The following is a 24,059-nucleotide window of genomic DNA, read 5'->3' as shown; positions in this document are numbered from 1 at the left end:
ATAGGGATCAGGCGTACGGCAGCAGCTCGGCCCGCTTCGGCGGGCGGCCGTCGCCGGAGGAGCGGCCGGTGAGGCGGCGGCCGATCCACGGGCCGAGGTGGGTGCGCAGCCAGCGGGCGTCGGCGCGCAGCCGCTCGGCGCGGCCGGGCGGGGCGGCGGCGGGCAGCGGGGCGCGCCAGTCGAAGGAGGCGGGGCGGCCGAGCGCTTCCAGCACCCCCTCGGCGACCCGCCGGTGGCCCTCGGGCGAGAGGTGCAGCCGGTCCTCGGCCCACAGCCGGCGGTCGTCGAAGCAGGGCGCGGAGAAGAGGTCGACGACGGCGATGCCGTCCTGCCGGCCCAGCTCCTGCACGAAGGCCTTCATCCGCAGGATGGCGGGCAGCAGCCGGGTGCTGCCGGCGAGCCGGCGGGTGGGGTCGGTGCTGGTGAACAGGACGACGGTGGCGCCGGTGGCGCGCAGTTCGCGGACGCAGTCGCCGAGCAGCCGCTCGACCCGGCCGATGTCGCAGCCGGGGCGCAGCACGTCGTTGAGCCCGCCGGCCAGGGTGACGAGCCCGGCGCCCATGGCAGCGGCGGGGGCGAGCTGCTCGTCGTGGATCTGGCCGATGAGCTTGCCGCGGACGGCGAGGTTGGCGTAGCGGAAGTCCCCGTCCGCGCGCTCCGCGGCCAGTGCCGAGGCGACCCGGTCGGCCCAGCCGCGGTAGTGGCCGTCGGGCTGCAGGTCGTCGCACATGCCCTCGGTGAAGGAGTCACCGAGGGCGACGTAGTCGGCGTAACTGCGGTGGGTGGTGGGCACGGACGGGCCTCCGCTCTCCTGCTCCTGGGACGGCTTCGCGGTCCGACGATCGTACGTGTGCCCCTGCGCAGGCCCGCCCGGCGCCCCTGACCTCGGCGCTCATCACACGTCGACCGTTCGTTTATCGCTCCGCGCGACCCTGGGGTCAGGGGGCGGCGGCCGGCGACGGGGGCCTTGCCGCCGCCCCCATCCCCGCCACGGGCTAGCTAGGCCCCGCCTCGGCCTCGGTCCCCGCCCCCGCCGCGGCCCCCGCCGCGTCCTCCGCCTTCCGGGGCGTGAACCAGTGCGCGCGCACGGCGTCGGTGGGCCGCTGCTCGCCGAGGGCGGGCAGGCCCCACTCCCCCAGTGCCTCGATGACCGGCCGCAGTTCGCGTCCACGCCCGGTCAGTTCGTAGACCGTCGCGTTGGCCGGCCGTTCCAGCCGCCGCCGGGTGACCAGCTCCTCGCCCTCCAGCTGCTTGAGCCGGGCGGCCAGGATGTCGGTGGAGACGCCGGGCAGGTCGGCGTGCAGGTCGGTGTAGCGGCGCGGGCCGCCGAGGAGTTCACGGACGATCAGGAGGCTCCAGCGTTCCCCCACCGCGTCCAGGGCGCGGGCGACGGCGCAGTACTGGTCGTAGCTTCGGCGTGACATGTGGATCAGCATAGCCAAGAGGTTGGACTTTCCAAGTCTCAACTTGGTAGAACAAAGCAGAAGCAACGAAGCGGTGGTGACGGTCGGGAGGCCGCAGATGGAGTTTCGGCAGTCCAGCAAGCTGAATGACGTGTGCTACGAGATCCGCGGCCCGGTGGTCGACCAGGCCAACGCCCTGGAGGAGGCCGGGCACACCGTACTGCGGCTGAACACCGGCAATCCGGCACCGTTCGGGTTCGAGGCGCCCGAGGAGATCGTCCAGGACATCATCCGCAACCTGCCCAAGGCGCACGGCTACAGCGACTCGCGCGGCATCCTGCCGGCCCGCCGCGCGGTGGTGCAGTACTACCAGCAGCGCGGGGTGCAGGGCGTCGACGTCAACGACGTCTACCTGGGCAACGGCGTCTCCGAGCTGATCCAGATGGCCGTCACCGCGCTGGTGGACGACGGCGACGAGGTGCTCGTGCCGATGCCCGACTACCCGCTCTGGACGGCCGTGGTCCGGCTGGCCGGCGGCAAGGCCGTGCACTACCTGTGCGACGAGGAGGCGGACTGGTTCCCGGACCTGGACGACATCGCCGCCAAGATCACCGCCCGCACCAAGGCGATCGTGGTCATCAACCCCAACAACCCCACCGGCGCGGTCTACCCGAAGGAGCTGCTGAAGGGCATCCTCGACCTGGCCCGCCGCCACCAGCTGATGGTCCTGGCCGACGAGATCTACGACAAGATCCTCTACGACGGCACCGAGCACCACTGCCTGGCCGCGCTCGCCGACGACGTGCTCACCCTCACCTTCAACGGCCTCTCCAAGTCCTACCGGGTGGCCGGCTTCCGCAGCGGCTGGCTGGTCGTCTCCGGCCCCAAGCAGCACGCCACCGACTACCTGGAGGGCCTCACCATGCTCTCCGGCATGCGGCTGTGCCCCAACGTGCCCGCCCAGTACGCCGTCCAGGCCGCGCTCGGCGGCCACCAGTCCATCAACGACCTGGTGCTGCCCAGCGGCCGGCTCACCGAGCAGCGCGACATCGCCGTCCGGGCGCTCAACGAGATCCCCGGCGTCAGCTGCGTCAAGCCCAAGGGCGCCCTGTACGCCTTCGCCAAGCTGGACCCGGCGGTGCACCGGATCGTCGACGACGAGCGGTTCGTGCTGGACCTGCTGCTGCGCGAGAAGATCCACGTCGTCCAGGGCACCGGCTTCAACTGGCCCCGCCCGGACCACTTCCGCTTCGTCACCCTGCCCCGGGCCGACGACCTGGAGACCGCCATCAACCGGATCGGCCGCTTCCTGGCGACGTACCGCCAGAGCTGACCGCGCGTACGCTGAGCCGCCATGACCGTCCTGCGCTCGATCGCCCTGTTCGTCCTCGCCGCGCTCGCCGAGATCGGCGGCTGCTGGCTGGTCTGGCAGAGCGTGCGCGAGCAACGCCCGTGGTGGCTGGCCGGGTTGGGCGTGGTGGCGCTCGGCGCGTACGGCTTCGTCGCGGCGCTGCAGCCGGACAGCCACTTCGGCCGGGTGCTCGCCGCGTACGGCGGGGTGTTCGTGGCCGGCTCGCTGCTCTGGGGCGTGGCCGTGGACGGCTTCCGGCCGACCCGCTACGACGTGGTGGGCGCGCTGGTCTGCCTGGCCGGGGTCGCCGTGATCATGTACGGGCCCCGGCGCTGAGGTCCTCCCTCGACGCCGGGGCCCGGTAGCCGGGTCGGGGCCTACCAGCCCCAGCCGCCGCCCTCGCCGTCGTCGTCGCGGCCGGAGTCCCAGCCCTCGCCGACCTTGCGCAGGATCGTGTAGTTGTCGATCTGCGTGCCGTCCTCGGCCAGCGCGGTGACCTTCATGACCGACTTCCGGCCCAGGTGCGCCGGGGTCACGTCGACCTTGATGAAGGAGTAGCCGGTGTAGCGCACCCGCGACCACTGGATGGTCTCGGGGGTCTTCACCCGGCCCTTGCTCCAGTAGTAGGTCTTGACCTCGTCCTGGTGGTTCTCGTGCCCCTCGTAGGTGTCCGGCACGTCGAACTTGTACAGGCTGCGGCCGGCCGCACCCGCGGTCACGTAGACCACGCCGTCCTTCTCGGGCTCGATGGTGGCGCCGCTGGGCACCTGCTTCGAGACCTTGTTGCCCAGGATGGCGTCGGTGCGCTCGTAGATGTGGTTGTGGCCGTTGATGACCAGGTCCACCCGGTACTTCTCGAACAGCGGCACCCAGGCCTCGCGGACACCGCCCTCGGAGGCGTGCGCGACGGTGGTGGAGAAGGCGCAGTGGTGGAAGAAGACCACGACGAAGTCGACGGTCTCGTCGCTGCGCAGGTCCTTGAGGGTGCGCTCCAGCCACGCGGTCTGCTTGCCCGCCGAGAGGCCCAGGTTGGCCGGGATCTCGTAGGAGACGTCGTTGGCGTCGAGGGAGATGACGCCGACGTTCTTGTAGCGGAAGGTGTAGACGCCGGGGACGTTGCGCGGGTCCGGGCCGTTGTTCGGCAGGAAGAAGCGGCTGTTCTCGCCGCCGTAGCCGTTGGGCGAGTACCAGGCCTCGATGTCGTGGTTGCCGTAGGAGACCATCCACGGGATCTCGGCGGCGACGGTCTCGGTCTGCACCAGGAAGTCGTCCCAGGTCTTCGCGTTGAAGACGGACTTGTCCGGGTCGGTGCCGGAGCCGGCCGGGTCGGCGTAGCAGATGTCGCCGGCGTGCAGGTGGAAGGCCGGCTTCTGGGCCTTGATGATGTGGTCGTTGCCCGCCGCGTGCGCGCTGACGCCCTGGTCGCCGAAGGCGGTGAAGGTGAACGGCTCGTACACCTTGCCCCAGCGGTGGTCGCGGGAGGGCGCGGTGCGGAAGGTGTGCAGGGTGGAGATCTGCTGCTGCGAGGCGGGGTCGAAGCCCTCGTGGCCGACACCGTAGTAGTAGGTGGTGTCCGGGTGGAGGTCCTCCAGCGCCACGTGCAGGTAGTACTGGTCCACCGGCTGGCCGCTGGGGGTCAGCGCCGGGGTGTGTAGGGCGCGGACCTCGGCCTGGACCTTGTGGCTGAGCTCCCACGGGTGCTTGCCGAAGCGCAGGAACGGCTTCTTGACCGGAGCCGGGACCTGCCAGGAGATACGGAACTGGGTGTCCGGCTCGGGGCCGAACTGGAGGTGGCGACCGATCGGCGCGACCAGCGAGCCGTCGATGCCGTCCGTCGTGCCGCCCGTCAGCAGCTGCGGGCCGGCCGGCGCCGCGAAGGCGGTACCGCTGCCCAGGGCACCGCCGACGGCGACGGCGCCCACGGTCACGGCACCGGCGCGCAGCATCCGGCGGCGGGAGAAGCGGGCCCGCAGGTACTCGTGCTGCTCGGCCATGCTCATGCGGTCGGCAAGCTTGGCCGGCACGCCCATGTTGGGGATATCCATGCGCGGGACTCTGTCAGCGGCGCATGGATCGAACACGGACGCGCGGTGAACGGACCGCAGCGCGCCCCCCATTCGAACACCAATGTTCGACCATGGTTCGGTAAAGGGGCGTGTTCGCGCCGGACCGACGCCGGATCATGGCCGCGACCTGCCACCGCGCCTGAGTGTGCGTCGGGGTTCCGGGCCCTCAGCCCGACGGTTCGTCCTACTGCGTGGCGGTCCGGTTGCCGGTGCCGTCGCAGGTGCGGCAGATCTCGTCCCGGTAGGCGTGCTTGGCGCCGGTCGCGTCCACCCGGTAGCGCACGTACACCCCGGTGCCGTCGCACAGGAAGCAGTTGCCGCCCCCGCCGCCCACCTCGGTGGTGCCGGTGCCCTGGCAGGTCCGGCAGCTGAGGCCGGCGGTCCGTCCGGTGCCCGCGCAGATCCGGCAGACCGTCGTCATCGTCTTCCTCCCTCGCGCGGAACGGCTCGGCGCCACCGGTCATGGTAGTGGTGCGGGTGGCGGAACGGTCCGCGCGTGACGATCCGACGATCGGACGGGCAGGACCGACTGTCGCCGCTACTCGGGCAGGGCCTCGCGGACCCGGCGGGAGACCGAGATCAGCTGCAGGTCGAGCAGTCCTGGCGGGTCCGCGAGGCCGGGACCGCCCGCGCGCACCCAGGCGGCTATGTCGTCGATCATCTCGTCCATCAGCACGAAGCCGAGCCAGACCGGCCGCCCGCCCGCGGCCCGGCCCTCGCTGGACGGGCCGACCACCACCACGTTGGACTGGCTGCACACGTCCAGGCACTTGACGGCCCGGACCCGGCCCGCCGCGCCCACCGCCGTCCGCAGCCGCTCGTACTGCCCCGCGTGGTCCACCCCGGGGTGCTTCGCCTCGGTGCCGCAGCAGCAGCCGCGGCAGACGGTGACGGTCACCGGGGAGGCGGCCTGCTTGCGGTCTCGGCGGCTCATCGGTTCGGGTACTCCTCCTGGTCGGCTGCGCGCTCTGCACCGGCACTGTACCCGCCGGTCAGGTGGCGTCCGACGGGCGCTCGGGATGCGCGCCGATCGGCTCGGTCGTCACCGTCTGCCGCCGCCGCGGGGCCTGACTGCCCGGAGGCGCCCCGCTACCCCACCGCCCGCGCCGCCGCCCGGCCCGCCGTGCGGCCGGAGAAGAGGCAGCCGCCCAGGAAGGTGCCCTCCAGCGAGCGGTAGCCGTGCACGCCCCCGCCGCCGAAGCCCGCCGCCTCGCCCGCCGCGTACAGGCCCGGCAGCACCTCCCCGTCCGGGCGCAGCACCCGGGAGGACAGGTCGGTCTCCAGCCCGCCCAGGGACTTGCGGGTCAGGATGTTGAGCCGGACGGCGATCAGCGGGGCCGCGGCCGGGTCGAGGAGGCGGTGCGGGGCGGCGGTGCGGATGAGCTTGTCGCCGAGGTAGCGGCGGGCGCCGTGGATGGCGGTGACCTGGAGGTCCTTGGCGAAGGGGTTGGCCAGCTGCCGGTCGCGCTCCTCGACGGTGCGGCGCAGCGCGTCGGGATCGATCAGCGGCTCGCGGGTCTTGGCGTTCATGCCCCGGGCGAGGTCGGCGAGATTGCCCGCGACCACGAAGTCCCGACCGTGCCGCAGGTGGCCGCTGACCGGTCCGGGGGCGCCGGGCAGGGCGCGGCCGAGCACGCCGCGCACGGACTTCCCGGTGAGGTCGGGGTTCTGCTCGGAGCCGGAGAGGGTGAACTCCTTCTCGATGATGCGCTGGTTGAGCACGAACCAGGTGTACTCGTGGCCGGTGGACATGATGTGTTCGAGCGTCCCGAGGGTGTCGAAGCCGGGGAACAGTGGGACGGGCAGCCGTCGGCCGCGTGCGTCCAGCCAGAGCGAGGACGGGCCGGGCAGGATCCGGATGCCGTGCCGGGCCCAGATCGGGTCCCAGTTCTCGATGCCCTCGGTGTAGTGCCACATCCGGTCGCCGTTGATCAGGCTGGCCCCGGCGGCGCCGGCGATCTCCAGCATCAGCCCGTCCACGTGCGCGGGGACCCCGGAGAGCAGCTTGGCGGGCGGGGTGCCGAGGCGGGCGGGCCAGGCCTTGCGGACCAGGTCGTGGTTGCCGCCGATGCCGCCGGAGGTGACGACCACGGCCTGGGCGCGCAACTCGAAGTGCCCGGCGACCTCGCGGGAGCTGGCCTCGCCCCGGGCGGCCGGGCTCGGCTCCAGCACCTCGCCGGTGACGGTGTCCACGGCGCCCGCGGTGGCCGACAGCCCGGTGACGCGGTGTCGGAAGCGCAGGTCCACCAGTCCGCGCGCGGCGGCCTCGCGGACCCGGCGGACGAAGGGCGCCAGCAGTCCGGGGCCGGTGCCCCAGGTGATGTGGAAGCGCGGCACCGAGTTGCCGGGCCCGTCGGCGAGGAAGCCGCCGCGCTCGGCCCAGCCGACCACCGGGAAGAACCGCACGCCCATCCCGCGCAGCCAGGCCCGCTTCTCGCCGGCCGCGAAGTCCACGTACGCCTCGGCCCAGCGGCGCGGCCAGGCGTCCTCGGGCCGGTCGAAGCCGGCGGTGCCGAGCCAGTCCTGCCAGGCGAGGACGTGCGAGTCGCGGATCCGCATCCGGCGCTGCTCGGGCGAGTCGACCAGGAACAGCCCGCCGAAGGACCAGTGCGCCTGCCCGCCGAGCGAGGCCGCGGGCTCCTGGTCGAGCAGGATCACCTTCCGTCCGGCGTCGGCGAGTTCGGCGGCGGCGGCGAGGCCGGCGAGTCCCGCTCCGATGACGATGACGTCGGCGTCCAGGGCCATGTGCAGTCCTCCGTCGCGGCTCGCGGTGGCGGCGGGGCGCTCGGGCGCCGGGCACCGCCGTCGGTGTGCGCCCGATACTGCGGTCTGCGGTGACGTCCGGTCAACCACCTGTCGACCCGCCGGTAACAAGCGAGTACGGGAATTCCGCTCCACGCCGTTTCGGAAATACCTCCGATACACGGTGGAGCGGAATTCGAAATGGCACCGGATGCCATCTGACGGAATTTCGGCAATTTCCGCGCAAACCATGGACGGGCGCGAAACCTGGCAGTAACTTACCTGCGAGTAGCTGTGGCCCGGCTCGGCACGACCCCCACCCGTCGTTTCTCTCCCCCAGGAGGAACCGTGCTCCGCCCTGCCCGGAATTCCCGGCACCTCCGCAATTCCACGGCGCTCGCCGCGGTCGCCCTCGGCGCCGCCCTGGCGCTCACCTCCACCACCGCCCAGGCCGCCACGCCCGCCCCGAAGCACTACGTGGCGCTCGGCGACTCCTACGCCGCCGGGGCCGGCGTGCCCGACTGGTCGGCCGGGCTCTGCCTGCGCTCCGACCACAACTACGGGCACCTGGTCGCCGCCGCCCTCAAGGCCGGCGCGTACACCGACGTGACCTGCGCCGCCGCCAAGGTCAAGCACATGACGCAGTCCCAGTACGACGCGTTCATCAAGGTCAACGACCCGCAGTTCGACGCGCTGAGCGCCGACACCGACCTGGTCACCCTCGGGATCGGCGGCAACGACCTCGCCGCCAGCGACCTCGGCCTCGGCGAACTGGTCGCCACCTGCATCGCCGGCGCGGTGGTCAACCCACTCGGCACGCCCTGCAAGGACGTCTACCACCACGGCTACTGGGACTGGGGCACCTGGTCCTGGCAGTACGGGAACGACGACCTGGCCGAGCGGATCGACACCTCGATCGCCCCGCAGATCGCCACCACCCTCCGGCGGATCCACGCCAAGGCGCCCAACGCCAAGGTGCTGCTGGTCGGCTACCCGTCCGTGCTGCCCGCCGACGGCTCGCAGTGCGTCCTGCGCCAGCCGGTGACGCCGGGCGACGTCGAGTACATGTACGGCGTGCTGAAGAAGCTCAACGCCGCCCTGAAGTCCACGGCGGCGGCGAACGGTGCGACGTACGTGGACACCGCGACGCCGACGGTCGGGCACGACGTCTGCTCGGACGACCGCTGGATCGAGGGCGCGCTCCCCGGCTCGCCCGCCGTGCCGTTCCACCCGAACGCGACCGGCGAGAAGGTGATGGCGGACGCGGTGCTCGCCGCCCTGCGGTAGCAGCCCCGCCCGGGAAAGCCCCGAGGGGCCGATGACCAGACCCCGGTCACCGGCCCCTCGGCCTCTCCTCCGCCGCTACTCGGACTCGGCGGAGACCGGAGCAGGGGTGGCGCCGGAGGCGGCGGCCAGCCCGGCCGACCACTTCTCCTCGACGTTGCCGAACTTCCAGTACGCGATCGCCGCCGCCCAGGTGAGCACGAACAGCCCGACGATCGCGTAGCCGACGAAGTTGAGGTCCAGCCCGCCGATCCAGGCGACCGGACCGCTGGTGATGTCCAGCTTCTCGCCGAGCAGGCCGATCAGCTCGATCGAGCCGATGACCAGCGCGACCAGCACCGACAGCCCGGTGACGGTCAGGTTGTAGTAGATCTTGCGGACCGGCTTGGAGAACGCCCACTCGTACGCGAAGTTCATGAACGAGCCGTCGATGGTGTCCAGCAGGCTCATCCCGGCCGCGAACAGGATCGGCAGCGTGAGCAGCGCGTACCAGGGCAGCGAGAAGGCCGCCGCGCCACCCGCCAGCACCAGCAGGGACACCTCGGTGGCGGTGTCGAAGCCCAGCCCGAACAGCAGGCCCACCGGGTACATGTGCCAGGGCTTGGTGACGGCCCTGGTCACCCGCCCGAGGATGCGGTTCATCAGCCCGCGCCGCTCCAACTGGCGCTCCAGCTCGGCCTCGTCGTACTCGCCCTCGCGCATCCGGCGGAAGACCTTGAGGATGCCGTTGAAGGCGCCCAGGTTGATCAGTCCGAGGAGCAGCAGGAAGGTGCCGGAGACGGTGACCCCGATCAGGCCGGTCATCTCGTGCAGCGTCGAGTCGTCGGACTCCACCTGGCCGGCCAGCGAGCGGATGCCGAAGGCGAGCAGGGCGCAGAGGCCGAAGACGATCGAGGAGTGCCCGAGCGAGAACCAGAAGCCGACGGACAGCGGCCGCTTGCCCTGGCCCATCAGCTTGCGGGTGGTGTTGTCGATGGCGGCGATGTGGTCGGCGTCGAAGGCGTGCCGCATGCCGAGGGTGTAGGCGGTCAGGCCCATACCCGCGCCGAACACCTGGCCGCCGACGGTGTAGTGCTCGGGCGCGACCAGCGCCAGCAGGGTGAACCAGCCGATGACGTGCAGCGCGAGGATGAACCCGCCCATCCCGGCCAGACGGATCCACTCCTCCCGGGTGAGCCGGTCGCGCCAGCGGGGGGCGGTCATCGTGGTGTCCTTTCGGAGGAGCGGTCGGAGCTGGGCCATCTTTCCGCCTGGACGCGCGCAGTTGCAAGTCATGCGCAATTACGGTCCGGTCTCCGACCGTCCCGAGATCGCCACGATCCGTACAGTGCTTCGTCACCTCGCGGACCTTTCTCCGGCTGCTCTACGCGCGGATACTCCGTTCTACGCGCGAAAACTCGGGCGCCGAACACCTCAACCCCCCACGGAGGAACGGCACATGACGCTCCGCAACCGAACCGTCGCGACCCTCGCGGGCGCGGCGCTGCTCGCGGCCGGGCTCACCACCCTCGCCCCGCTCGCCACCGCCGCCCCGACCCCCACGACCGCCGCCGCCCCCGCCCCGGCCACCGCCGTCAGCGCCCTCCCGCACCGGGTGCTGTTCGACAACAGCAAGGCCGAGACCGCCGGCAACGCCGACTGGATCATCAGCACCAGCCAGCCCGACCCGCTCGCGCAGAACCCCAGCCCGACCACCGAGAAGAGCTGGACCGGCGCGCTGTCCGCCTGGGGCGTCGCCCTGCAGAAGACCGGCCAGTACAGCCTCAAGACCCTCCCGTCCGGCTCCACCATCACCTACGGCAGCGGCGGCGCGCTCGACCTCGCCAACTTCGACACCTTCGTGCTCCCGGAGCCCAACATCCGGCTGAGCGCGAGCGAGAAGACCGCGGTCATGCGGTTCGTCCAGAACGGCGGCGGGCTCTTCCTGGTCTCCGACCACATCAACAGCGACCGCAACAACGACGGCTGGGACTCGCCGAAGATCATCAACGACCTGCTGACCAGCAACGGGGTCGACAACAACGACCCCTTCGGCTTCTCGGTCGACCTGCTCAACATCACCACCGACAACCCGCGCGCCGTCAACGACGCCACCGACCCCGTCCTGCACGGCTCCTTCGGCACCGTCACCGGCTCGATCCTGCGCAACGGCACCACCTTCACCCTCAAGCCCGCCGACAACCCCTCGGTCAAGGGCCTGGTCTACCGGACCGGCTACAGCGGCAACACCGGCGCCTTCTTCGCCACCAGCACCTTCGGCTCCGGCCGGGTCGCGATCTGGGGCGACAGCTCCCCGATCGACGACGGCACCGGCCAGTCCGGCAACACCCTCTACAACGGCTGGGACGACCCGGCGGGCACCGACGCCGCCCTCGCCCTCAACGCCACCGCCTGGCTGAGCAAGGCCTGACCGGTTCGCGCCGCTCATCAGGAAAACGGCCGATTCCTCCCCTAGGGTCGGAATGCCGACGCCTGCGGCGGGTACGGGGTGCCTCCCGCACCCGCCGCGGGCCCGCCGGCGCCCACCCGGCCCGGGACCCGATGGGAGCGGCCATGCCGTCGTACCCCTTCCACACCACCCGCGAGGACGTCCGCATCCCGCTGCCCGACGGCACGCTGCTGGCCGCGCGCCTGTGGCGGCCGGTCGCCGACGAGCCCGTCCCCGCGCTGCTGGAGTACTCCGGCGACCGCCTCACCGACCGGACCGCCGCCGAGGACGCCCGACGCCACCCCTGGTACGCCGGCCACGGCTACGCCACCCTGCGGGTCGACACCCGGGGACACGGCAACTCCGCCGGCACCCCCGGCGAACCCGGCGGCGAACAGGAGCTCGCCGACGGCGCCGCCGTGGTCGACTGGCTCGCCCGCCGCCCCTTCTCGAGCGGACGGGTCGGCCTGCTCGGCGTCGGCACCGCCGGCACCACCGCGCTGCGCCTGGCCGCCCTGGTGCCGGAAACCGTCGGCGCCGTGGTCACCGCCTGCCCCGAGGGCGGCCACCGGCTCGGCGGCGCCCTGCTCGCCGCCGACCTGCACACCCGGCTCACCGCCCTGGTCGCCGACGCCGCCCTGCCGCCCGACCCGCGCCACGTCGGCGACGCCTGGCGCGAGCGCTGGCTGACCCGCCTGGAATCCCTCGAACCGCCCGTCGACACCTGGCTCGCCGCCGGCGACACCACCGTGCCGGTCTCCGTGCCGGTGCTCGCGGTCTCCGGCTGGGGCGACCCGTCCTGCTCCTTCGTGCTGCGCCTGCTCGCCGAGTCCCCCACCGCGCGCGCCCTGATCGGCCCCTGGCCGCACGGCCTGCCCGAGGAGGCCCTGCCCGAGAGCCTGCGCTGGTGGGACCACTGGCTGCGCGGCCTCGACACCGGCGCCACCAAGGAGCCCGCCCTGCGCAGCTGGATCAGCACCCGCTGGACCGGCGACGACAGCTGGCCCTCCCCCGACGTCCGCGACATCCACTACGGCCTGGACGGGCCGCTGCGCACCGCCGGCACCGCCTCCGACGACCGCTACGTCCACGTCCGCTCCCCGCAGCACACCGGCCTCAACGCCGGCGCCTACGTCCCGAGCGGCCGCCCCGCCGACCAGCCGCCCGACCAGCGCGAGGAGGACGGCCGCTCGGTCTGCTTCGACTCCCAGCCGCTGCCCGAGCCGGTCGAGCTCCTCGGCGCCCCGACCGTACGGCTGCGGCTGCGCGAGGGCGGGCCCGCGCCGCTGCTGGCCGTCCGGCTCTGCGCGGTCGGCCCGGACGGCACCTCGGAGCTGGTCACCCGGGGCGTCCTCATCGCCTCCCCCGACACCCCGGACACCGAGGTGGAGCTGGCCGCCTGCGGATGGACCGTCCCCGCCGGGCACCGGCTGCGGCTCGCCTTCTCCTCCGTCTACTGGCCGTGGGTGTGGCCCCCGGCGGAGACCGACGGGTACGCCCTCGACCCGTCCCGCTCCACCCTGAGCCTGCCCGTGCGCCACCTCGCCGCCGACGTCGGCGCCACGCCGATCGCCTTCGAGGCCCCCGAGCTGCCGGAACCGCTCGACATCCACCTCACCGAACCGCTCACCGCCCGGCCCGAGCACCTCACCGTCCACGACATCGGCCGCCACGAGTGGCGCACCGAGCTCTCCCCCGCCGGCGACGGCACCCGCACCCACCCCGACGGGCTGGTCCGCGACGAGCACACCGTCACCGCCTACCGCGTCCTCACCGACACCCCGCTCAGCGCCCAGGCCCGCACCGACCACACCGTACGGCTGGAGCGCCCCGACATCGGCTGGGACGTCACCGTCCAGACCCGCGCCCAACTGCGCTGCGATGCCGGGAACTTCATCAGCCTCGTGCAACTGCGGGCGCTGGAGGCCGGGTCGGTGGTGTTCAGCCGCGAGTGGCAGCACCGGGTGCCCCGGGAGCGGCCCTGAGGACGCGGGGAGAGGGAGCCGCACGGAAAAAGGGCTTGCGCGGGAGGGCGCGCAGGCTGCAGGATCTTCCCCGACCGAGACACCGTCAGAGGAGGTGAGACCCGTGAAGGCCGTACCGACGTGGGCGCTCCCCCTTTCCGCCACGGTCGGCGACTGACGCAGCTGTCGCCGGGAGCACCCGAACAGCCCGTGCTCTCGAAAGGCAACACGCCATGTCTTCTTCCCGATTCACCGCTTTCCGGTTCACCTCCGAGTCGTCCTCGAACGGCGTGCGCGAGCGTGACTTCACTCTGGGCGACGTCCCCGGAGTCCTCTGGTCGCCGGCCTCCGGCGCCGACCGCGCCCCCCTGGTCCTGATGGGCCACGGCGGCGGCAACCACAAGAAGCACCCCGCGATGTCCGGCCGCGCCCGGCTCCTCGTCGACGGCTGCGGCTTCCACGTCGCCGTCCTCGACGCGCCCGGACACGGCGACCGGCCGCGCACGGCACACGACGAGGCGGAGATCGCCGACCTGTTCCGGGCGAGGGCCGCCGGCGAGCCGGAAGGCCCGATCGTGGTCCGCTACAACGACCACCTGGCGAAGCTCGCCGTGCCCGAGTACCACGCGGCCCTGGACGCCCTCCAGCAGCTCCCCGAGATCGGCACCGACGGGCCGGTCGGCTACTGGGGCATCAACATGGGCACCGCGATCGGCATCCCCTTCGTGGCGGGCGAGCCCCGGATCACCGCCGCGGTCTTCGGCCAGCACTGGCCCGACGTCCTCGCCGAGCAGGCGAAGCGGATCACCGTCCCGATCGAGTTCGGCCTGCAGTGGGACGACGAGCACATCACGCGCGAGGACGGACTCGCACTGTTCGACGCCTTCGCCTCGACGGAGAAGTCACTGCACGTCAACTCCGGCAAGCACAAGGAGTTCCCGCGCTTCGAGGCCGACAGCGCCGCCCGCTTCTTCGCCCGCCACCTGGGCCGCCCGGCCGGCTGACCCGCACCCCGGTGCCCCGTCCCCTCCGGGACGGGGCACCGCCGCGCTCAGGCCGGGGCCGGTCCCGACTCCTCCTCCGCCCCAGCACCCGGGAGCGCCAGGCCTCGGGCAGCCGCGCCGCCCCGGCTCGTTGGTTGACCGTTCGGTAAAACCTCACGATGATCCACCGGTGAACGCACGCACGCTCTACCACGACCTGCTCGACCACGACGGCCCGTACGACGGCGACATCGACCGCCGGCTCGGCGAAGCCGCCGCCCCGGGCTACCGCGAGCGGCTGCGGACCGCCGCCGTCCACGGCTCCGCCTGGTGGGGCGAGGAGGACGGGCCGGACCTGCTCCAGGAGCTCTACGCCCTCGGCCGGGTGGCCGACGTCCTGCTGCTCGAACCGCGGCTGCCGGACTACCTGCGCCTGTTCACCGCGCTCGGCATGACGCCGTTCGACGGCGCCGCGCCCTTCGACCCCTTCCTGCACGAGATCGTCGAGGTCGAGCAGGCCGAGGACCCGCAGGCGCCGATCGAGGTCCTGGAGGTCCGCCACCCCGGGCTGATGCTGGGCGAGCTGCTGTTCGTCCGCGCCGGGGTACGGATCCGGGCCGGTGCGGCGCACGCCGAACGCGGGGTCGCGGACCGCTTCCCGCTCTACTGGACGTTCCGCCGCGCCGACCGCGCCACATGCGACCTCTCGCACGGCTGGGGCAGCAACTCCCAGTGGCGCACGGACTTCCGCCTCGACTACCGCACCCCCGGCGGCGACCACCTCAACGTCGCCGAGGACGGCTCGGTCGACGGCCGCCCCGAGCTCGGCCCCTACCAGGACCTCGGGCCCGAGGAACGCCTGCTCACCCCCGAGGAGCGGCGCGAACTGCTGCGCCACCGCTGCCTGCTGCGCACCCCGAGGGCAGCCGCCGAGCTGGCCGCCTCGCCCGGCTGGGAGGGGGACCTGTTCCCCTACGAGTGGCGGCTGCCGGCCGGGGAGGCGTGACCGGCCGGGGAAGCGTGACCGGCCGGGGAAGCGTGACCGGCCACGGAGGTGCGGTCGGCCAGGGAGGTGCGATCGACCACGGCGGTGCGGTCGGCCAGGACCTCGCCGATGACGTACCGGGCGATGCCCGCCATCCGCGGGTTGGTCTCGCGGTAGTAGGCGAGTTCCAGCAGGGCCACGGACAGCGCCCAGCCGCGGCCGCGGGTCCAGGAGGCCCCGTCGGCGGCCACGGCCGTGCGGAAGGCGGCGCGGACGGGCGCCGGGAGGACGTACCAGGCGGCGATCAGGTCCACGGCCGGGTCGCCGAGGCCCGCGCAGCCGAAGTCGATGACGGCGCTCAGGCGGCCGCGTCCGTCCACCAGCAGGTTGCCGGGCTGGAGGTCGGCGTGGATCCAGACCTGCGGCCCGGGGTGCTCCGGAGCGCGAACCGACTCTTCCCAGAGGATGGTTGCGGCCTCGGTGTCGATGACGTCGGCGAGCGCCGCGAGCGCCGTCCGGACCGCACCGTCACGCTCCGACAGCGACTCGCTGCGGTAGGAGGCGGGGCCGTCGACCGGGTCGACCCGGTGCATGGCGGTCACGAAGGACGCCAAGTCGGCGGCCAGCAGCGCTGGTTCGGCCACCTGCCCGGCGACCGGGTTCGCGCCGTCGAGCCAGCGCAGGACGGACCAGGGCCACGGGCAGCCGTCCACCGGCCCGCCCTGGGCCAGCGGTACGGGCACCGCGACCGGCAGCTCCGGGGCGAGGCGCCGCAGCCAGACGCACTCCTTCGCGATGTCCTCGGCGGCCCCCGGGATCCGTGGGATGCGCACCACCAGGTCCGCGCCCAGCCGGTACATCGCGTTGCTGGTCCCGGCGGTGGCGACCGCCTCGACGGGCAGGCCCGCCCAGTGCGGGAACCGCGCGGCGATCATCCGGCGGACGAGGGCGTCGTCGATGTCGAGTTCGTCGGCGTGCATCGTGCGGGGGGAGGACATGGCATCCGACCCTGACAGCACACAGCCGGCCCGGCAACCGAATTGACCCTCGCATCCGTCCTCGGCCCGGCCCTCGCCCCAGCCCTCGGCCACGGCTACCAGGCCACCTCCTTCCCCTCGTGGTCCAGGAACCGGAGCCCGGGCTCGCCGCGATGGAGCTCGATCGTCTCCACCACCCCGGGCACGCTCTCCTCCACGCTCAACTCAGCTCCCATGCCGCCGAGTTCGGTCCGCACCCAGCCCGGGTCCAGCGGTAGCAGGCTGCGCGCGCTCCCGGCCTCGCGGACGGCGTAGCAGCGCATCAGCTGGTTCAGCGCGGACGAGAAGTTCGAGCTGGTCGCCGCCGGGCAGGGCATCGCGCTGGTCCCGCGGAGCATCGCCGGCTCGTACTCCCGCCCCGACCTCGTCTACCTGCCCGTCACCGACCACCCGCCCGTACGGACCTGCCTGGCGGCGCCGGAGCACGGCCGGGAGGCGGGCCCCGTACGCGACTTCCTCCTCCTCGCCGTCGCCATCCTGCGCCCGGCCACCCGCGCCGCCTCCGATCGGCCCCGCACGGCTCAGCCCCGCACGGCCAGGTCCTGACTGCCCACCACCTTCAGCAGGCGCAGCGCCGAGTGCGAGGGCGTGCCGGGCTCAGCGGTGTAGAAGATCGTCCACTGGTCCCGGTGCGGGTCGTGCAGCGCCTCGCAGTCGAGGTCGAGCGGGCCCACCACCGGGTGGAGGATCCGCTTGCGGCTCGACCGGCGGACCTCCACGTCCTGCGCCTCCCACAGCCCCCGGAACTCGACGCTGCGCGCCAGCAGCCGCTCCACCAGGGCGTGCAGGGCGACGTCGGCGGGGTAGCGGGCCGCCGCGGACCGCAGGTCGGCGACCGCCCGGCGGGCGAACTCGGCCCGGCCGAGGGGGTCGTGGAGGGCACGGGTGTCCGGGTCGGTGAAGAAGCGCCAGATCAGGTTGCGCTCTCCGGGCGGCAGCGCGGAGAAGTCACCGAGCAGCGCGGCCGCCATGGCATTCCAGGCGAGGAGGTCGCGGGCGGCGCTGCAGACCATGGCCGGGGTGTCGTCCAGCCGGTCGAGCAGGTGCAGGATGCCCGGCCGCACCTCGCGGACCAGGTCGGACGGCGGCAGCGGCGGCTCGCCCACCAGGTGGTGCAGATGCGCGCGTTCGTCGTCGGACAGCCGCAGCGCCCGGCTGATCGCCCCGATCATCTGCCGGGACGGCCGCGGCCCCCGGCCCTGCTCGAGGCGGATGTAGTACTCCACCGACATCCCCGCGAGCTGCGCGACCTCCTGGCGGCGCAGGCCCGGAGTACGGCGCCGCCCACCGGCCGGCAGGCCGACGTCGCCCGGCTGGACCCGGGCGCGCCAGCGCCGCAGGAAGGCGGCCAGCTCCGCCCGGTCCACGTGTTCCACGCCCCCAGTCTCGCCCGTCCGGCCACCGCGGACCATAGGACCGCCGGTACCACCCTCGACAGTGCTCTCCCACCGCCGTGCCCACCGGGCCAGGGTGTGGCCATGACCACCAACCGCATCGTCCTGATCACCGGCGCCAACAAGGGCATCGGCCTCGCCACCGCCCGGGAACTCGCCCGCTCCGGGCACACCGTGCTGATGGGCGCCCGCGACCCGCAGCGCGGCGCCGCGGCCGCCGACGGGCTCACCGCCGAGGGCCTCGACGCCCGCTTCGTCCACCTGGACGTCACCGACCCGGCGACCGCCGCCGCCGCGGCCAAGCTGATCACCGCCGAGTACGGCCGGCTGGACACCCTCGTCAACAACGCGGGCGTCGCCCGGGACTGGCAGCGCAGCCCGGAGGACCTGCCCGTCGAGGCCGTCCGCGAGACCTACGAGACCAACGTGTTCGGCGCCGTCACCGTCATCAACGCCATGCTGCCGCTGCTGCGCCGGTCCCCGGCCGGACTGATCGGCAACGTCTCCAGCGGGCTCGGCAGCTTCGGCTTCCTGGCCGACCCGGACAGCCCGCTCTGGGATATCGCGACGCTGCTCGCCTACAACTCCTCCAAGGCCGCGCTGAACGCCGTCACCCTGGTCTACGCCCGGGCGCTGCGCGAGTCCGGCATCAAGGTCAGCTCCCTGGAGCCGGGCTACTGCGCGACCGACCTCAACGGGCACAGCGGCACCGCCACCGCCGAGGAGGGCGGCCGCCGGATCGCCCGGCAGCTCGGCGAGGCCGAGGCCGGGCCGAGCGGCCGGTTCTTCGCCGGCGAGGGCGGCACCTACCCCTGGTAGCCCGCCCCGGCGGCGATCAGCCCGGGCAGCTCGCGCATGTCCCGGAAGACCACCGTGCCCGGCCCGGCCAGCCGCTCCGCCGCCGTGACGCCGCCCGCGTACCCGAGGGCGCGCATCCCGGCGGCGCGGGCGGCCGCGACACCGGGCGCGGAGTCCTCGACCACGACGCAGGCCGCCGGGTCGACACCCATGCTCCGCGCCGCGTGCAGGAACAGGTCGGGCGCGGGCTTGCCGTGCTCCACCTCGGTGGCGCTGAAGATCCGCCCGGCGAACCGCTCGTACAGCCCGGTCCGGCCCAGCGTGTGCCGCATCTTCTCGTGCGTCCCGCTGGACGCCACGCACACCGGCAGGTCGATCGCGTCCAGCGCCTCCGGCAGGCCGTCCACCGGCGTCAGCCCGGCGTCCACGGCCTCCGCGTGCAGCTCGTGGAACCGCTTGCCCCACACCGCCGCCGTCTCCGCCCCCAGCCGCTCCGCGACCAGCGCGTTGTTGACCGCCTCCGACCGCCCGACGAACCGCTCGATCGCCTCCCCCTCGGTCAACGGCCAGCCGTACTCCTCCCCCAGCCGCACCAACACCCCCACGGCGATCACCTCGCTGTCCACCAGGACACCGTCGCAGTCGAATATCACCAGCTCAATCGGCTTGATCATCCGGCTAGCATAGGCGCGGCCCGGTCAGGGACTCGGCGGCGGGAAGTTCGCCGCTGTCCCGGGAACGCTGTCCGGCAACCGCACCGGGTTCGAGCACGGGTAGTCCGCCACGACGGCCTTGGCGTACTTCAGCGCGATGTCGAGAACGGCCCGGTGGACCTTCGCGGACGTGAGGTCGGTGAGCTCACCGGCCGCGACGCCGACCGCTGTGTACGGCCGGCCCAGGCGGGCGTTCTCCGGGGTCTCGCACCGGAACACCATCCCGACCTGCCCCCGCCGGACCCACCCCTGGACGTCCGAGCCGAAGTCCAGGCGGCTGTACCCCGGGTGGTCCGAATCCGAGCCGTACTTGACCTCCATCGCGGTCTCGCCCATCGACCACACCTGGACCCACAGGAGACCGCTTCCCGGCTTCCTCTCGACCCTGCAGTCCTGGTCGCCTTGGGCCGGTCGCAGGTGCTCATGGCTACCGTCCGTCGAATTGCGCTCGACGAGGGTCCCGTGCACCTGCTCGGCCAGGGGCTTGAGATCGGCCCGGGTGAGCACCGACCAGCAGACGCTGGCAGGCAGTTCAGCCGGAGCGTGGGCCGACCGCCACCACCACCCGAGCGCGGTCCCGGCGGGGAGCACCACCGCGGCCCCGGCGGCGAGCCACCGCCGCCGGAGCCGCTTGCCCTCAGCCATTGACAGCCCTGGTGACCAGCCCGGCACCGCCGGTCGCGCCGTCCCGCGCCGCGTCCGCGGGTGCTGTGGACAGCACCTCGATCTGCTGCGGGGTCAGCCCGGTCCCCTGCGCCACGTTCTCCACCGCCTTCTTTGCTGCGGAGCCGAGCCCGTTGAAGCCCGCAACGTCTGCGGCCGTGGCCAGGTCCGCGGTGTTCGGATCGACGTGGTAGCCCGACGTCAGCTGGTCGCTGAACCCACCGCGGCGTCCCCCGCGCAGCCGACAGGGCCCGGCGGGCGGAGCCGCCGGGCCCTGGGGGGGTGGGGCGTCAGGCGGTCTGGACGGAGGTGTCGTCGATCACGAAGCTCGTCTGCAGCGAGGAGTCCTCGACGCCGTTGAACTTCACGGTGACCGTCTGGCCCGCGTAGGCCGACAGGTCGAAGGTGCGCTGCTGGTAGCCGGCCGCGGCGTCCACGTTGGAGTAGGTCTTCAGCGTGGTGCCGTTCACCGACACGGTCAGCTTGTCGTACGCCGTGCTGCCGGTCTCCGCGGTGTCGATGTGCAGCCAGAAGCTCAGCGTCGCCTTGCAGGACTTCGGGATGCTCACCGTCTGCGACAGGCTGTCGGTGTGGCTGGAGCCGTAGCCGTTCAGCCACGCCTTCCAGGAACCGCCGTGCGCGGCCTGGCTGGAGCTGTTGTCGACCACACCGGAGCTGGCCGTCCACGGCGAGGCCGAACCGGTCTCGAAGCCCTGGTTGCCGAGCAGCTGCGCCGGGATGCAGTTTCCTTCACTGCCGATGACGTTCCAGTTGAAGGTCGCGGTGGCCGTCTTGCCGGCCGAGTCCTTCACCGTGACGGTCACCGGGTAGCCGCCCCCGGTGGTCGCGGTGCCGCTGATGAGGCCGGTGGAGGCGTTGATCGACAGGCCGGAGGGCAGACCGGTCGCGCTGTAGGACAGCGGGGCGGTGCCGCCGGAGGCGTTGATCTGCAGGTTGACCGCGGCGTTGACGGCAGTGGACTGGTCACCGGGGTTGGTCACCGAGACGGCTCCGCTGCCGGCGGGCTTGGTGAGCAGGCAGCCGGACACGTTGAGGTCGATGACCCGGCTGGAGTTCAGGCAGGTGGTGAACCAGTAGGTCTCCTCGCCGTAGCTCTGGCCCTTGTAGGCCTTGGTGGTGCCGTCGGCGGCCACCTCGCACGGGTTGTTGAGGGTGCACATCGCGCCGTCGTCGTTGCCGGTGTTGTTGATGCCGACGATCCGCCCGCTGGCGGAGTCGACGATCGGCGAGCCGGAGGTGCCGTGCGTGGTGTTGCAGCCGGAGCTGTAGCGCAGCGAGTCGTGCCAGGTCCACTCGTCCTCGCGGAGGGTGGGCACGAACCCGTTGACGGAGCAGTTCCAGACCTGCTTCCAGTACGAGGAGGGTATGTACATCGCGGCGCCGTCGACCGGGTGCGCGTCGCTGACGGTCAGCGCGGTGGCGCCGTACTTGGAGCTGATCGAGCCGTAGGTGTCGGTGAGTTGGTACAGCGCGACGTCCGTGCCGGTCATCGTCGCGTAGAGCACCTTGTCGGCCTGGACGGTGCCCAGGCTGTTGCCCGCACCGTCGAGCAGGGTGCCGCTGCGGCTGGCGCTGACGTTCTGGATGACCTGGCCGGCCGAGGGCATGGTCGGCAGGCAGTGCCCGTTGGTGAGCATCAGCGCCCGGTCGCCGGCCACCGATGTGGGGTAGCGGACCAGCGAGGCCGAGCAGTTGCTCAGGGCGATGGTGCTCGTCAGGTCGGCCGCCTGGACGGCGTGCGCGGGGGCGGCCGCGAAGGCCAGCCCGCCCGCGACGACGGCACTCGTACCGGCCACCGCGACAAGTCTCTTGAACATGGCTCTCCTTGTGGGGGATCGCGGGGTGTACGACTGGTCGCCGACGCCCGCGCCCGCACGAAAGTGCCATGGTCACTTCAAAGGGTCAACCGTTCCGGCCGAACTCGCCACTCCTTGCCGCCTGTTGTGCCACTCGGCGGCAACCACCCGTCCCGATATGCCCGTTACGCACTACGGCTGCGGAGCGGAGTTCACTGTCTGCCCCTCGACCTTGACGCCGTCCTTGCCGTTAGCCGGGGCGAGGTCGAACTTCCAAGACCCGCCCTTCTGGCCCGAGAACGCGTACGTGTCGGGGTACTTGATGAACCGGCAGTCCTGTGTGAACTGCCTCGCCTCGGAGTCCCAATCCACCCCGGTGGTGACGTAGACGTCGTACGAGCCCTCCTTGATGCCCTCGATGGTGGCCAGCTGCCCGTTGGCCGCGTATACCGAGGCCACCGACTTCCCATCCTGGGCGAGCGTGAAGACCGCGTCCGCCGGGCCGTTGTTGTCGATTTTCGCCTCACCCTTGCCGCTCTTCCCGCCCTCCCGGACCATGGTCCCGTTGTCCAGGGACCGCGGCTGCGGCGGCTGTACGGGCAGTTGCGGGACGGTGAAGGTGGTCGGGTACCCAGCCGCCGTCAGCTTGGCCAGGGCCGCGGAGAGCCCGGGCAGCCCCTGCCCGGCGCCAAGGTGTGCCTGAGCGGCGCTCAGGGTGCAGAGCTTCTTCTTCCAGATGTCGGAGCTGATCGTCGCGGTTTCGGACGAGAGCGTGTTCAGGGCGTTCACCAGATCGGTGCGCGCCGCCTCGGCCCCGGCTGGCGTAACAGCGGAGTCCAGGCTCCGGACCGCGCGGCCGGCGTGGGATCCGACGGCGCCGAGCGCGCTGGTGAGGTCGATCTCGGTCTTGGCCGCCGCCGCCTTCCCCAGCCCGGTGTTGATCGGTTCGAGGACCTGGCTGAGCACCGTGCCGTACGGCGTCGCCGGAGCAGTCGGCGACGCCGTACCTCCGCCCCCGCCCGTGCACCCCGCGAGCAGCAGCATCCCGCCGACCGCCAGACCGACCGTCGCCAAAGATCCCGTGGACTTCACGACCCCACCCCTGATGTCATCCGGCACGCGCTCCCCACGCGCACACGAACCGCCATGCTGCCGGGCACGAACGACCCCGGTCAACCGGTCCCGGACGATCATCCGAAGGGCCCGCCCCGGCCCGCCCGTGGGGGTCAACTACGATCGGGCACGTGCTCAGTCTCACCGGCCTCCCCCTCCAGATCATCGCCTCGGTCATCGCGATCGCCGTCTTCGCCGCCACCATGTGGCTCTGGCCGCGGTTCGGCGGGAAGGGCTGGAAGTCCTGGCTGGGCCGGATCGGCGCCTTCCTGGTCGCCCAGGTCTCGGTGCTGGTCGCGATGGGCCTGGTCGCCAACAGCTACTTCGGCTTCTACAGCTCCTGGACCGACCTGCTCGGCACCAGCGGCAAGCTCGGCACCGTGGTCGACCACACGCCGAACGCCTCCGGGGTGGCCGTCACCGGGCAGCAGAGCTTCTACTCCTCCCAGGGCTCGGACCCGGAGCGCTCCGGGCTGATCCAGCAGGTGGCCGTCAAAGGAGCGGGCAGCGGTCTGAGCACCGAGGCGTACGTCTACCTGCCGCCGCAGTACTTCCAGCCGGACTTCGCCAAGCAGCGCTTCCCGATGGCCCTGGTGCTCACCGGCTACCCGGGCACCCCGGAGAAGCTGATCTCGCTGATGAAGTACCCGGCCTCCACGCTCGACGCGATCGAGCAGAAGAAGCTGCCGCCGACCATCCTGGTGATGGCCCGCCCCACGCTCGTCGGCAACCGGGACACCGAGTGCGTCGACGTGCCGAACGGCCCGCAGGTGGAGACCTTCTTCACCAGCGACCTGCCCAAGGCCCTCGCCGCCACCTACCGGATCGGCACCGACCCGGCCAACCGGGCCGTGATCGGCAACTCCACCGGCGGCTACTGCGCGCTCAAGTTCGCGCTGCGCAAGCCCGACTCGTACCCCGCGGCGATCGCGCTCTCCGGCTACTACAGCGCGGCCCACGACCCCAGCACCGGCGACCTGTTCGGTGGTAGCGCCCAGCTCAAGCAGGAGAACGACCTGCTGTGGCGGCTGAAGAACCAGCCGCCCGCCCCGGTCTCGCTGCTGCTGACCACCGCCAACGACGAGAACAACTACGACGAGACCAAGGCCATGGTCGCCGCCTTCAAGGCCCCCACCAAGATGTCCACGATCACCCTGGACACCGCCGGCCACAACTTCCACACCTGGACCCGGGAGATCCCCCCGGCCCTGGAGTGGCTGGGCAAGCACATCACCATGCCGCCGTCCGCCTGAGACCCGGCGACCGGCAGATCACACCCGGCTCACAGCCCCGCTTCACGGTTCTCTCAGCCGCGCCA

General features: G+C 72.4%; 24 protein-coding genes and 1 pseudogene. 10 read left to right on the top strand and 15 right to left on the bottom strand.

The annotated features are described in order from the left end of the window. Positions 1-7 precede the first annotated feature (7 nt). Together ACZ3TI_RS15610 and ACZ3TI_RS15605 are read right to left on the bottom strand one after the other, a co-directional pair. The gene (locus ACZ3TI_RS15610) at positions 8-793 is read right to left on the bottom strand and encodes an SGNH/GDSL hydrolase family protein (RefSeq protein ID WP_465726723.1); all 786 of its coding nucleotides are present in this window, start codon (positions 791-793) and stop codon (positions 8-10) included. A gap of 277 nt (positions 794-1,070) precedes the next feature. Further along, positions 1,071-1,424 (bottom strand): annotated as a pseudogene (locus ACZ3TI_RS15605) (winged helix-turn-helix transcriptional regulator); the annotation flags it as partial. Between the two features lie 97 nt (positions 1,425-1,521). Here ACZ3TI_RS15605 and ACZ3TI_RS15600 point away from each other — a divergent pair. Further along, positions 1,522-2,736: a pyridoxal phosphate-dependent aminotransferase gene (locus ACZ3TI_RS15600; protein WP_465726722.1), complete on the top strand. Its 1,215-nt coding sequence runs from the start codon at positions 1,522-1,524 to the stop codon at positions 2,734-2,736. Positions 2,737-2,757: 21 nt separating this feature from the next. Next, on the top strand, positions 2,758-3,090 hold the full coding sequence (locus ACZ3TI_RS15595) for a YnfA family protein (RefSeq protein ID WP_465726721.1): 333 nt from the start codon (positions 2,758-2,760) through the stop codon (positions 3,088-3,090). Positions 3,091-3,131: 41 nt separating this feature from the next. Here ACZ3TI_RS15595 and ACZ3TI_RS15590 read toward each other — a convergent pair whose 3' ends face one another. The 4 genes from ACZ3TI_RS15590 to ACZ3TI_RS15575 form a co-directional block, all read right to left on the bottom strand. Then, on the bottom strand, positions 3,132-4,799 hold the full coding sequence (locus ACZ3TI_RS15590; RefSeq protein ID WP_465726720.1) for a purple acid phosphatase family protein: 1,668 nt from the start codon (positions 4,797-4,799) through the stop codon (positions 3,132-3,134). A 205-nt stretch (positions 4,800-5,004) separates the two neighbouring features. Beyond that, a complete protein-coding gene (locus ACZ3TI_RS15585) occupies positions 5,005-5,241 on the bottom strand; it encodes a hypothetical protein (protein WP_465726719.1) in 237 nt (78 codons plus the stop codon). A 117-nt stretch (positions 5,242-5,358) separates the two neighbouring features. After that, positions 5,359-5,754, bottom strand: a complete 396-nt coding sequence (locus ACZ3TI_RS15580; protein ID WP_465726718.1) for a (2Fe-2S) ferredoxin domain-containing protein — start codon at positions 5,752-5,754, stop codon at positions 5,359-5,361. Positions 5,755-5,909: 155 nt separating this feature from the next. Next, positions 5,910-7,565 (bottom strand): FAD-binding dehydrogenase, encoded by a 1,656-nt coding sequence (locus ACZ3TI_RS15575; RefSeq protein ID WP_465726717.1) that lies wholly within the window; start codon positions 7,563-7,565, stop codon positions 5,910-5,912. 345 nt (positions 7,566-7,910) lie between these two features. Between ACZ3TI_RS15575 and ACZ3TI_RS15570 the strand changes: the two genes are divergently transcribed. Next, positions 7,911-8,849, top strand: coding sequence for an SGNH/GDSL hydrolase family protein (locus ACZ3TI_RS15570; RefSeq protein ID WP_465726716.1), 939 nt, complete (start codon positions 7,911-7,913; stop codon positions 8,847-8,849). A gap of 75 nt (positions 8,850-8,924) precedes the next feature. On the opposite strand, the gene nicT is transcribed toward ACZ3TI_RS15570, so the two are convergent. Further along, on the bottom strand, positions 8,925-10,049 hold the full coding sequence (gene nicT / locus ACZ3TI_RS15565; protein ID WP_465726715.1) for a Nickel transporter NicT: 1,125 nt from the start codon (positions 10,047-10,049) through the stop codon (positions 8,925-8,927). Positions 10,050-10,284: 235 nt separating this feature from the next. On the opposite strand from nicT, the gene ACZ3TI_RS15560 reads away from it, so the two are divergent. The 4 genes from ACZ3TI_RS15560 (at position 10,285) to ACZ3TI_RS15545 (ending at position 15,227) form a co-directional block, all read left to right on the top strand. Continuing rightward, positions 10,285-11,256, top strand: a complete 972-nt coding sequence (locus ACZ3TI_RS15560; RefSeq protein WP_465726714.1) for a hydrolase — start codon at positions 10,285-10,287, stop codon at positions 11,254-11,256. 143 nt (positions 11,257-11,399) lie between these two features. Further along, positions 11,400-13,259 carry a CocE/NonD family hydrolase gene (locus ACZ3TI_RS15555; RefSeq protein WP_465726713.1) on the top strand — a complete coding sequence of 620 codons (1,860 nt, stop codon included), beginning with the start codon at positions 11,400-11,402 and terminating at the stop codon, positions 13,257-13,259. Between the two features lie 212 nt (positions 13,260-13,471). Beyond that, the gene (locus ACZ3TI_RS15550; RefSeq protein WP_465726712.1) at positions 13,472-14,242 is read left to right on the top strand and encodes an alpha/beta hydrolase family protein; all 771 of its coding nucleotides are present in this window, start codon (positions 13,472-13,474) and stop codon (positions 14,240-14,242) included. Between the two features lie 169 nt (positions 14,243-14,411). Then, positions 14,412-15,227, top strand: a complete 816-nt coding sequence (locus ACZ3TI_RS15545) for a hypothetical protein (RefSeq protein WP_465726711.1) — start codon at positions 14,412-14,414, stop codon at positions 15,225-15,227. Here the strand turns inward: ACZ3TI_RS15545 and ACZ3TI_RS15540 are convergent. Both ACZ3TI_RS15540 and ACZ3TI_RS15535 read right to left on the bottom strand, forming a co-directional pair. Further along, positions 15,194-16,204, bottom strand: coding sequence for an aminoglycoside phosphotransferase family protein (locus ACZ3TI_RS15540; protein WP_465726710.1), 1,011 nt, complete (start codon positions 16,202-16,204; stop codon positions 15,194-15,196). The genes ACZ3TI_RS15545 and ACZ3TI_RS15540 overlap by 34 nt on opposite strands. A 95-nt stretch (positions 16,205-16,299) precedes the next feature. Next, the gene (locus ACZ3TI_RS15535) at positions 16,300-16,581 is read right to left on the bottom strand and encodes a hypothetical protein (protein ID WP_465726709.1); all 282 of its coding nucleotides are present in this window, start codon (positions 16,579-16,581) and stop codon (positions 16,300-16,302) included. On the opposite strand from ACZ3TI_RS15535, the gene ACZ3TI_RS15530 reads away from it, so the two are divergent. Next, on the top strand, positions 16,505-16,789 hold the full coding sequence (locus tag ACZ3TI_RS15530; protein WP_465726839.1) for a LysR substrate-binding domain-containing protein: 285 nt from the start codon (positions 16,505-16,507) through the stop codon (positions 16,787-16,789). The two genes, ACZ3TI_RS15535 and ACZ3TI_RS15530, sit on opposite strands and share 77 nt — an antisense overlap. Here ACZ3TI_RS15530 and ACZ3TI_RS15525 read toward each other — a convergent pair. Continuing rightward, on the bottom strand, positions 16,765-17,619 hold the full coding sequence (locus ACZ3TI_RS15525; RefSeq protein ID WP_465726708.1) for a helix-turn-helix transcriptional regulator: 855 nt from the start codon (positions 17,617-17,619) through the stop codon (positions 16,765-16,767). The genes ACZ3TI_RS15530 and ACZ3TI_RS15525 overlap by 25 nt on opposite strands. Positions 17,620-17,721: 102 nt before the next feature. Here ACZ3TI_RS15525 and ACZ3TI_RS15520 point away from each other — a divergent pair, with 102 nt between their 5' ends. Then, positions 17,722-18,456, top strand: coding sequence for an SDR family oxidoreductase (locus ACZ3TI_RS15520; RefSeq protein WP_465726707.1), 735 nt, complete (start codon positions 17,722-17,724; stop codon positions 18,454-18,456). Here ACZ3TI_RS15520 and ACZ3TI_RS15515 read toward each other — a convergent pair. The 5 genes from ACZ3TI_RS15515 to ACZ3TI_RS15495 all read right to left on the bottom strand — a co-directional run bounded on the left by ACZ3TI_RS15515 (position 18,444) and on the right by ACZ3TI_RS15495 (position 22,720). Continuing rightward, entirely contained in the window at positions 18,444-19,109 is a 666-nt protein-coding gene (locus ACZ3TI_RS15515) for an HAD family hydrolase (RefSeq protein ID WP_465726706.1), read from the bottom strand. The two genes, ACZ3TI_RS15520 and ACZ3TI_RS15515, sit on opposite strands and share 13 nt — an antisense overlap. Positions 19,110-19,133: 24 nt before the next feature. Further along, positions 19,134-19,793 carry a hypothetical protein gene (locus ACZ3TI_RS15510; protein WP_465726705.1) on the bottom strand — a complete coding sequence of 220 codons (660 nt, stop codon included), beginning with the start codon at positions 19,791-19,793 and terminating at the stop codon, positions 19,134-19,136. Then, positions 19,786-19,908 (bottom strand): hypothetical protein, encoded by a 123-nt coding sequence (locus ACZ3TI_RS15505; protein ID WP_465726704.1) that lies wholly within the window; start codon positions 19,906-19,908, stop codon positions 19,786-19,788. Before ACZ3TI_RS15505 ends, ACZ3TI_RS15510 begins: the two co-directional genes overlap by 8 nt. Positions 19,909-20,101: 193 nt before the next feature. Next, positions 20,102-21,649, bottom strand: coding sequence for a putative Ig domain-containing protein (locus ACZ3TI_RS15500; RefSeq protein WP_465726703.1), 1,548 nt, complete (start codon positions 21,647-21,649; stop codon positions 20,102-20,104). 171 nt (positions 21,650-21,820) lie between these two features. Continuing rightward, complete coding sequence (locus ACZ3TI_RS15495) at positions 21,821-22,720, bottom strand: hypothetical protein (protein WP_465726702.1); 900 nt, start codon at positions 22,718-22,720, stop codon at positions 21,821-21,823. A 152-nt stretch (positions 22,721-22,872) separates the two neighbouring features. On the opposite strand from ACZ3TI_RS15495, the gene ACZ3TI_RS15490 reads away from it, so the two are divergent. Beyond that, positions 22,873-23,994, top strand: coding sequence for an alpha/beta hydrolase (locus ACZ3TI_RS15490; protein WP_465726701.1), 1,122 nt, complete (start codon positions 22,873-22,875; stop codon positions 23,992-23,994). The last annotated feature ends 65 nt before the right edge of the window (positions 23,995-24,059 follow it).

Source organism: Kitasatospora sp. NPDC023120 (assembly GCF_055560835.1).
This window is presented reverse-complemented; position numbering and strand designations above follow the sequence as displayed.

Bases quoted from the DNA above. Each gene is read 5' to 3' on its own strand.
- ACZ3TI_RS15550 (WP_465726712.1), top strand. From the start codon at position 13,472: ATGTCTTCTTCCCGATTCACCGCTTTCCGGTTCACCTCCGAGTCGTCC.
- nicT (WP_465726715.1), bottom strand. From the start codon at position 10,049: ATGACCGCCCCCCGCTGGCGCGACCGGCTCACCCGGGAGGAGTGGATC.
- ACZ3TI_RS15500 (WP_465726703.1), bottom strand. From the start codon at position 21,649: ATGTTCAAGAGACTTGTCGCGGTGGCCGGTACGAGTGCCGTCGTCGCG.
- ACZ3TI_RS15595 (WP_465726721.1), top strand. From the start codon at position 2,758: ATGACCGTCCTGCGCTCGATCGCCCTGTTCGTCCTCGCCGCGCTCGCC.
- ACZ3TI_RS15585 (WP_465726719.1), bottom strand. From the start codon at position 5,241: ATGACGACGGTCTGCCGGATCTGCGCGGGCACCGGACGGACCGCCGGC.
- ACZ3TI_RS15555 (WP_465726713.1), top strand. From the start codon at position 11,400: ATGCCGTCGTACCCCTTCCACACCACCCGCGAGGACGTCCGCATCCCG.
- ACZ3TI_RS15510 (WP_465726705.1), bottom strand. From the start codon at position 19,793: ATGGCTGAGGGCAAGCGGCTCCGGCGGCGGTGGCTCGCCGCCGGGGCC.
- ACZ3TI_RS15560 (WP_465726714.1), top strand. From the start codon at position 10,285: ATGACGCTCCGCAACCGAACCGTCGCGACCCTCGCGGGCGCGGCGCTG.
- ACZ3TI_RS15515 (WP_465726706.1), bottom strand. From the start codon at position 19,109: ATGATCAAGCCGATTGAGCTGGTGATATTCGACTGCGACGGTGTCCTG.
- ACZ3TI_RS15600 (WP_465726722.1), top strand. From the start codon at position 1,522: ATGGAGTTTCGGCAGTCCAGCAAGCTGAATGACGTGTGCTACGAGATC.
- ACZ3TI_RS15540 (WP_465726710.1), bottom strand. From the start codon at position 16,204: ATGTCCTCCCCCCGCACGATGCACGCCGACGAACTCGACATCGACGAC.
- ACZ3TI_RS15590 (WP_465726720.1), bottom strand. From the start codon at position 4,799: ATGGATATCCCCAACATGGGCGTGCCGGCCAAGCTTGCCGACCGCATG.
- ACZ3TI_RS15575 (WP_465726717.1), bottom strand. From the start codon at position 7,565: ATGGCCCTGGACGCCGACGTCATCGTCATCGGAGCGGGACTCGCCGGC.
- ACZ3TI_RS15535 (WP_465726709.1), bottom strand. From the start codon at position 16,581: ATGCTCCGCGGGACCAGCGCGATGCCCTGCCCGGCGGCGACCAGCTCG.
- ACZ3TI_RS15580 (WP_465726718.1), bottom strand. From the start codon at position 5,754: ATGAGCCGCCGAGACCGCAAGCAGGCCGCCTCCCCGGTGACCGTCACC.
- ACZ3TI_RS15520 (WP_465726707.1), top strand. From the start codon at position 17,722: ATGACCACCAACCGCATCGTCCTGATCACCGGCGCCAACAAGGGCATC.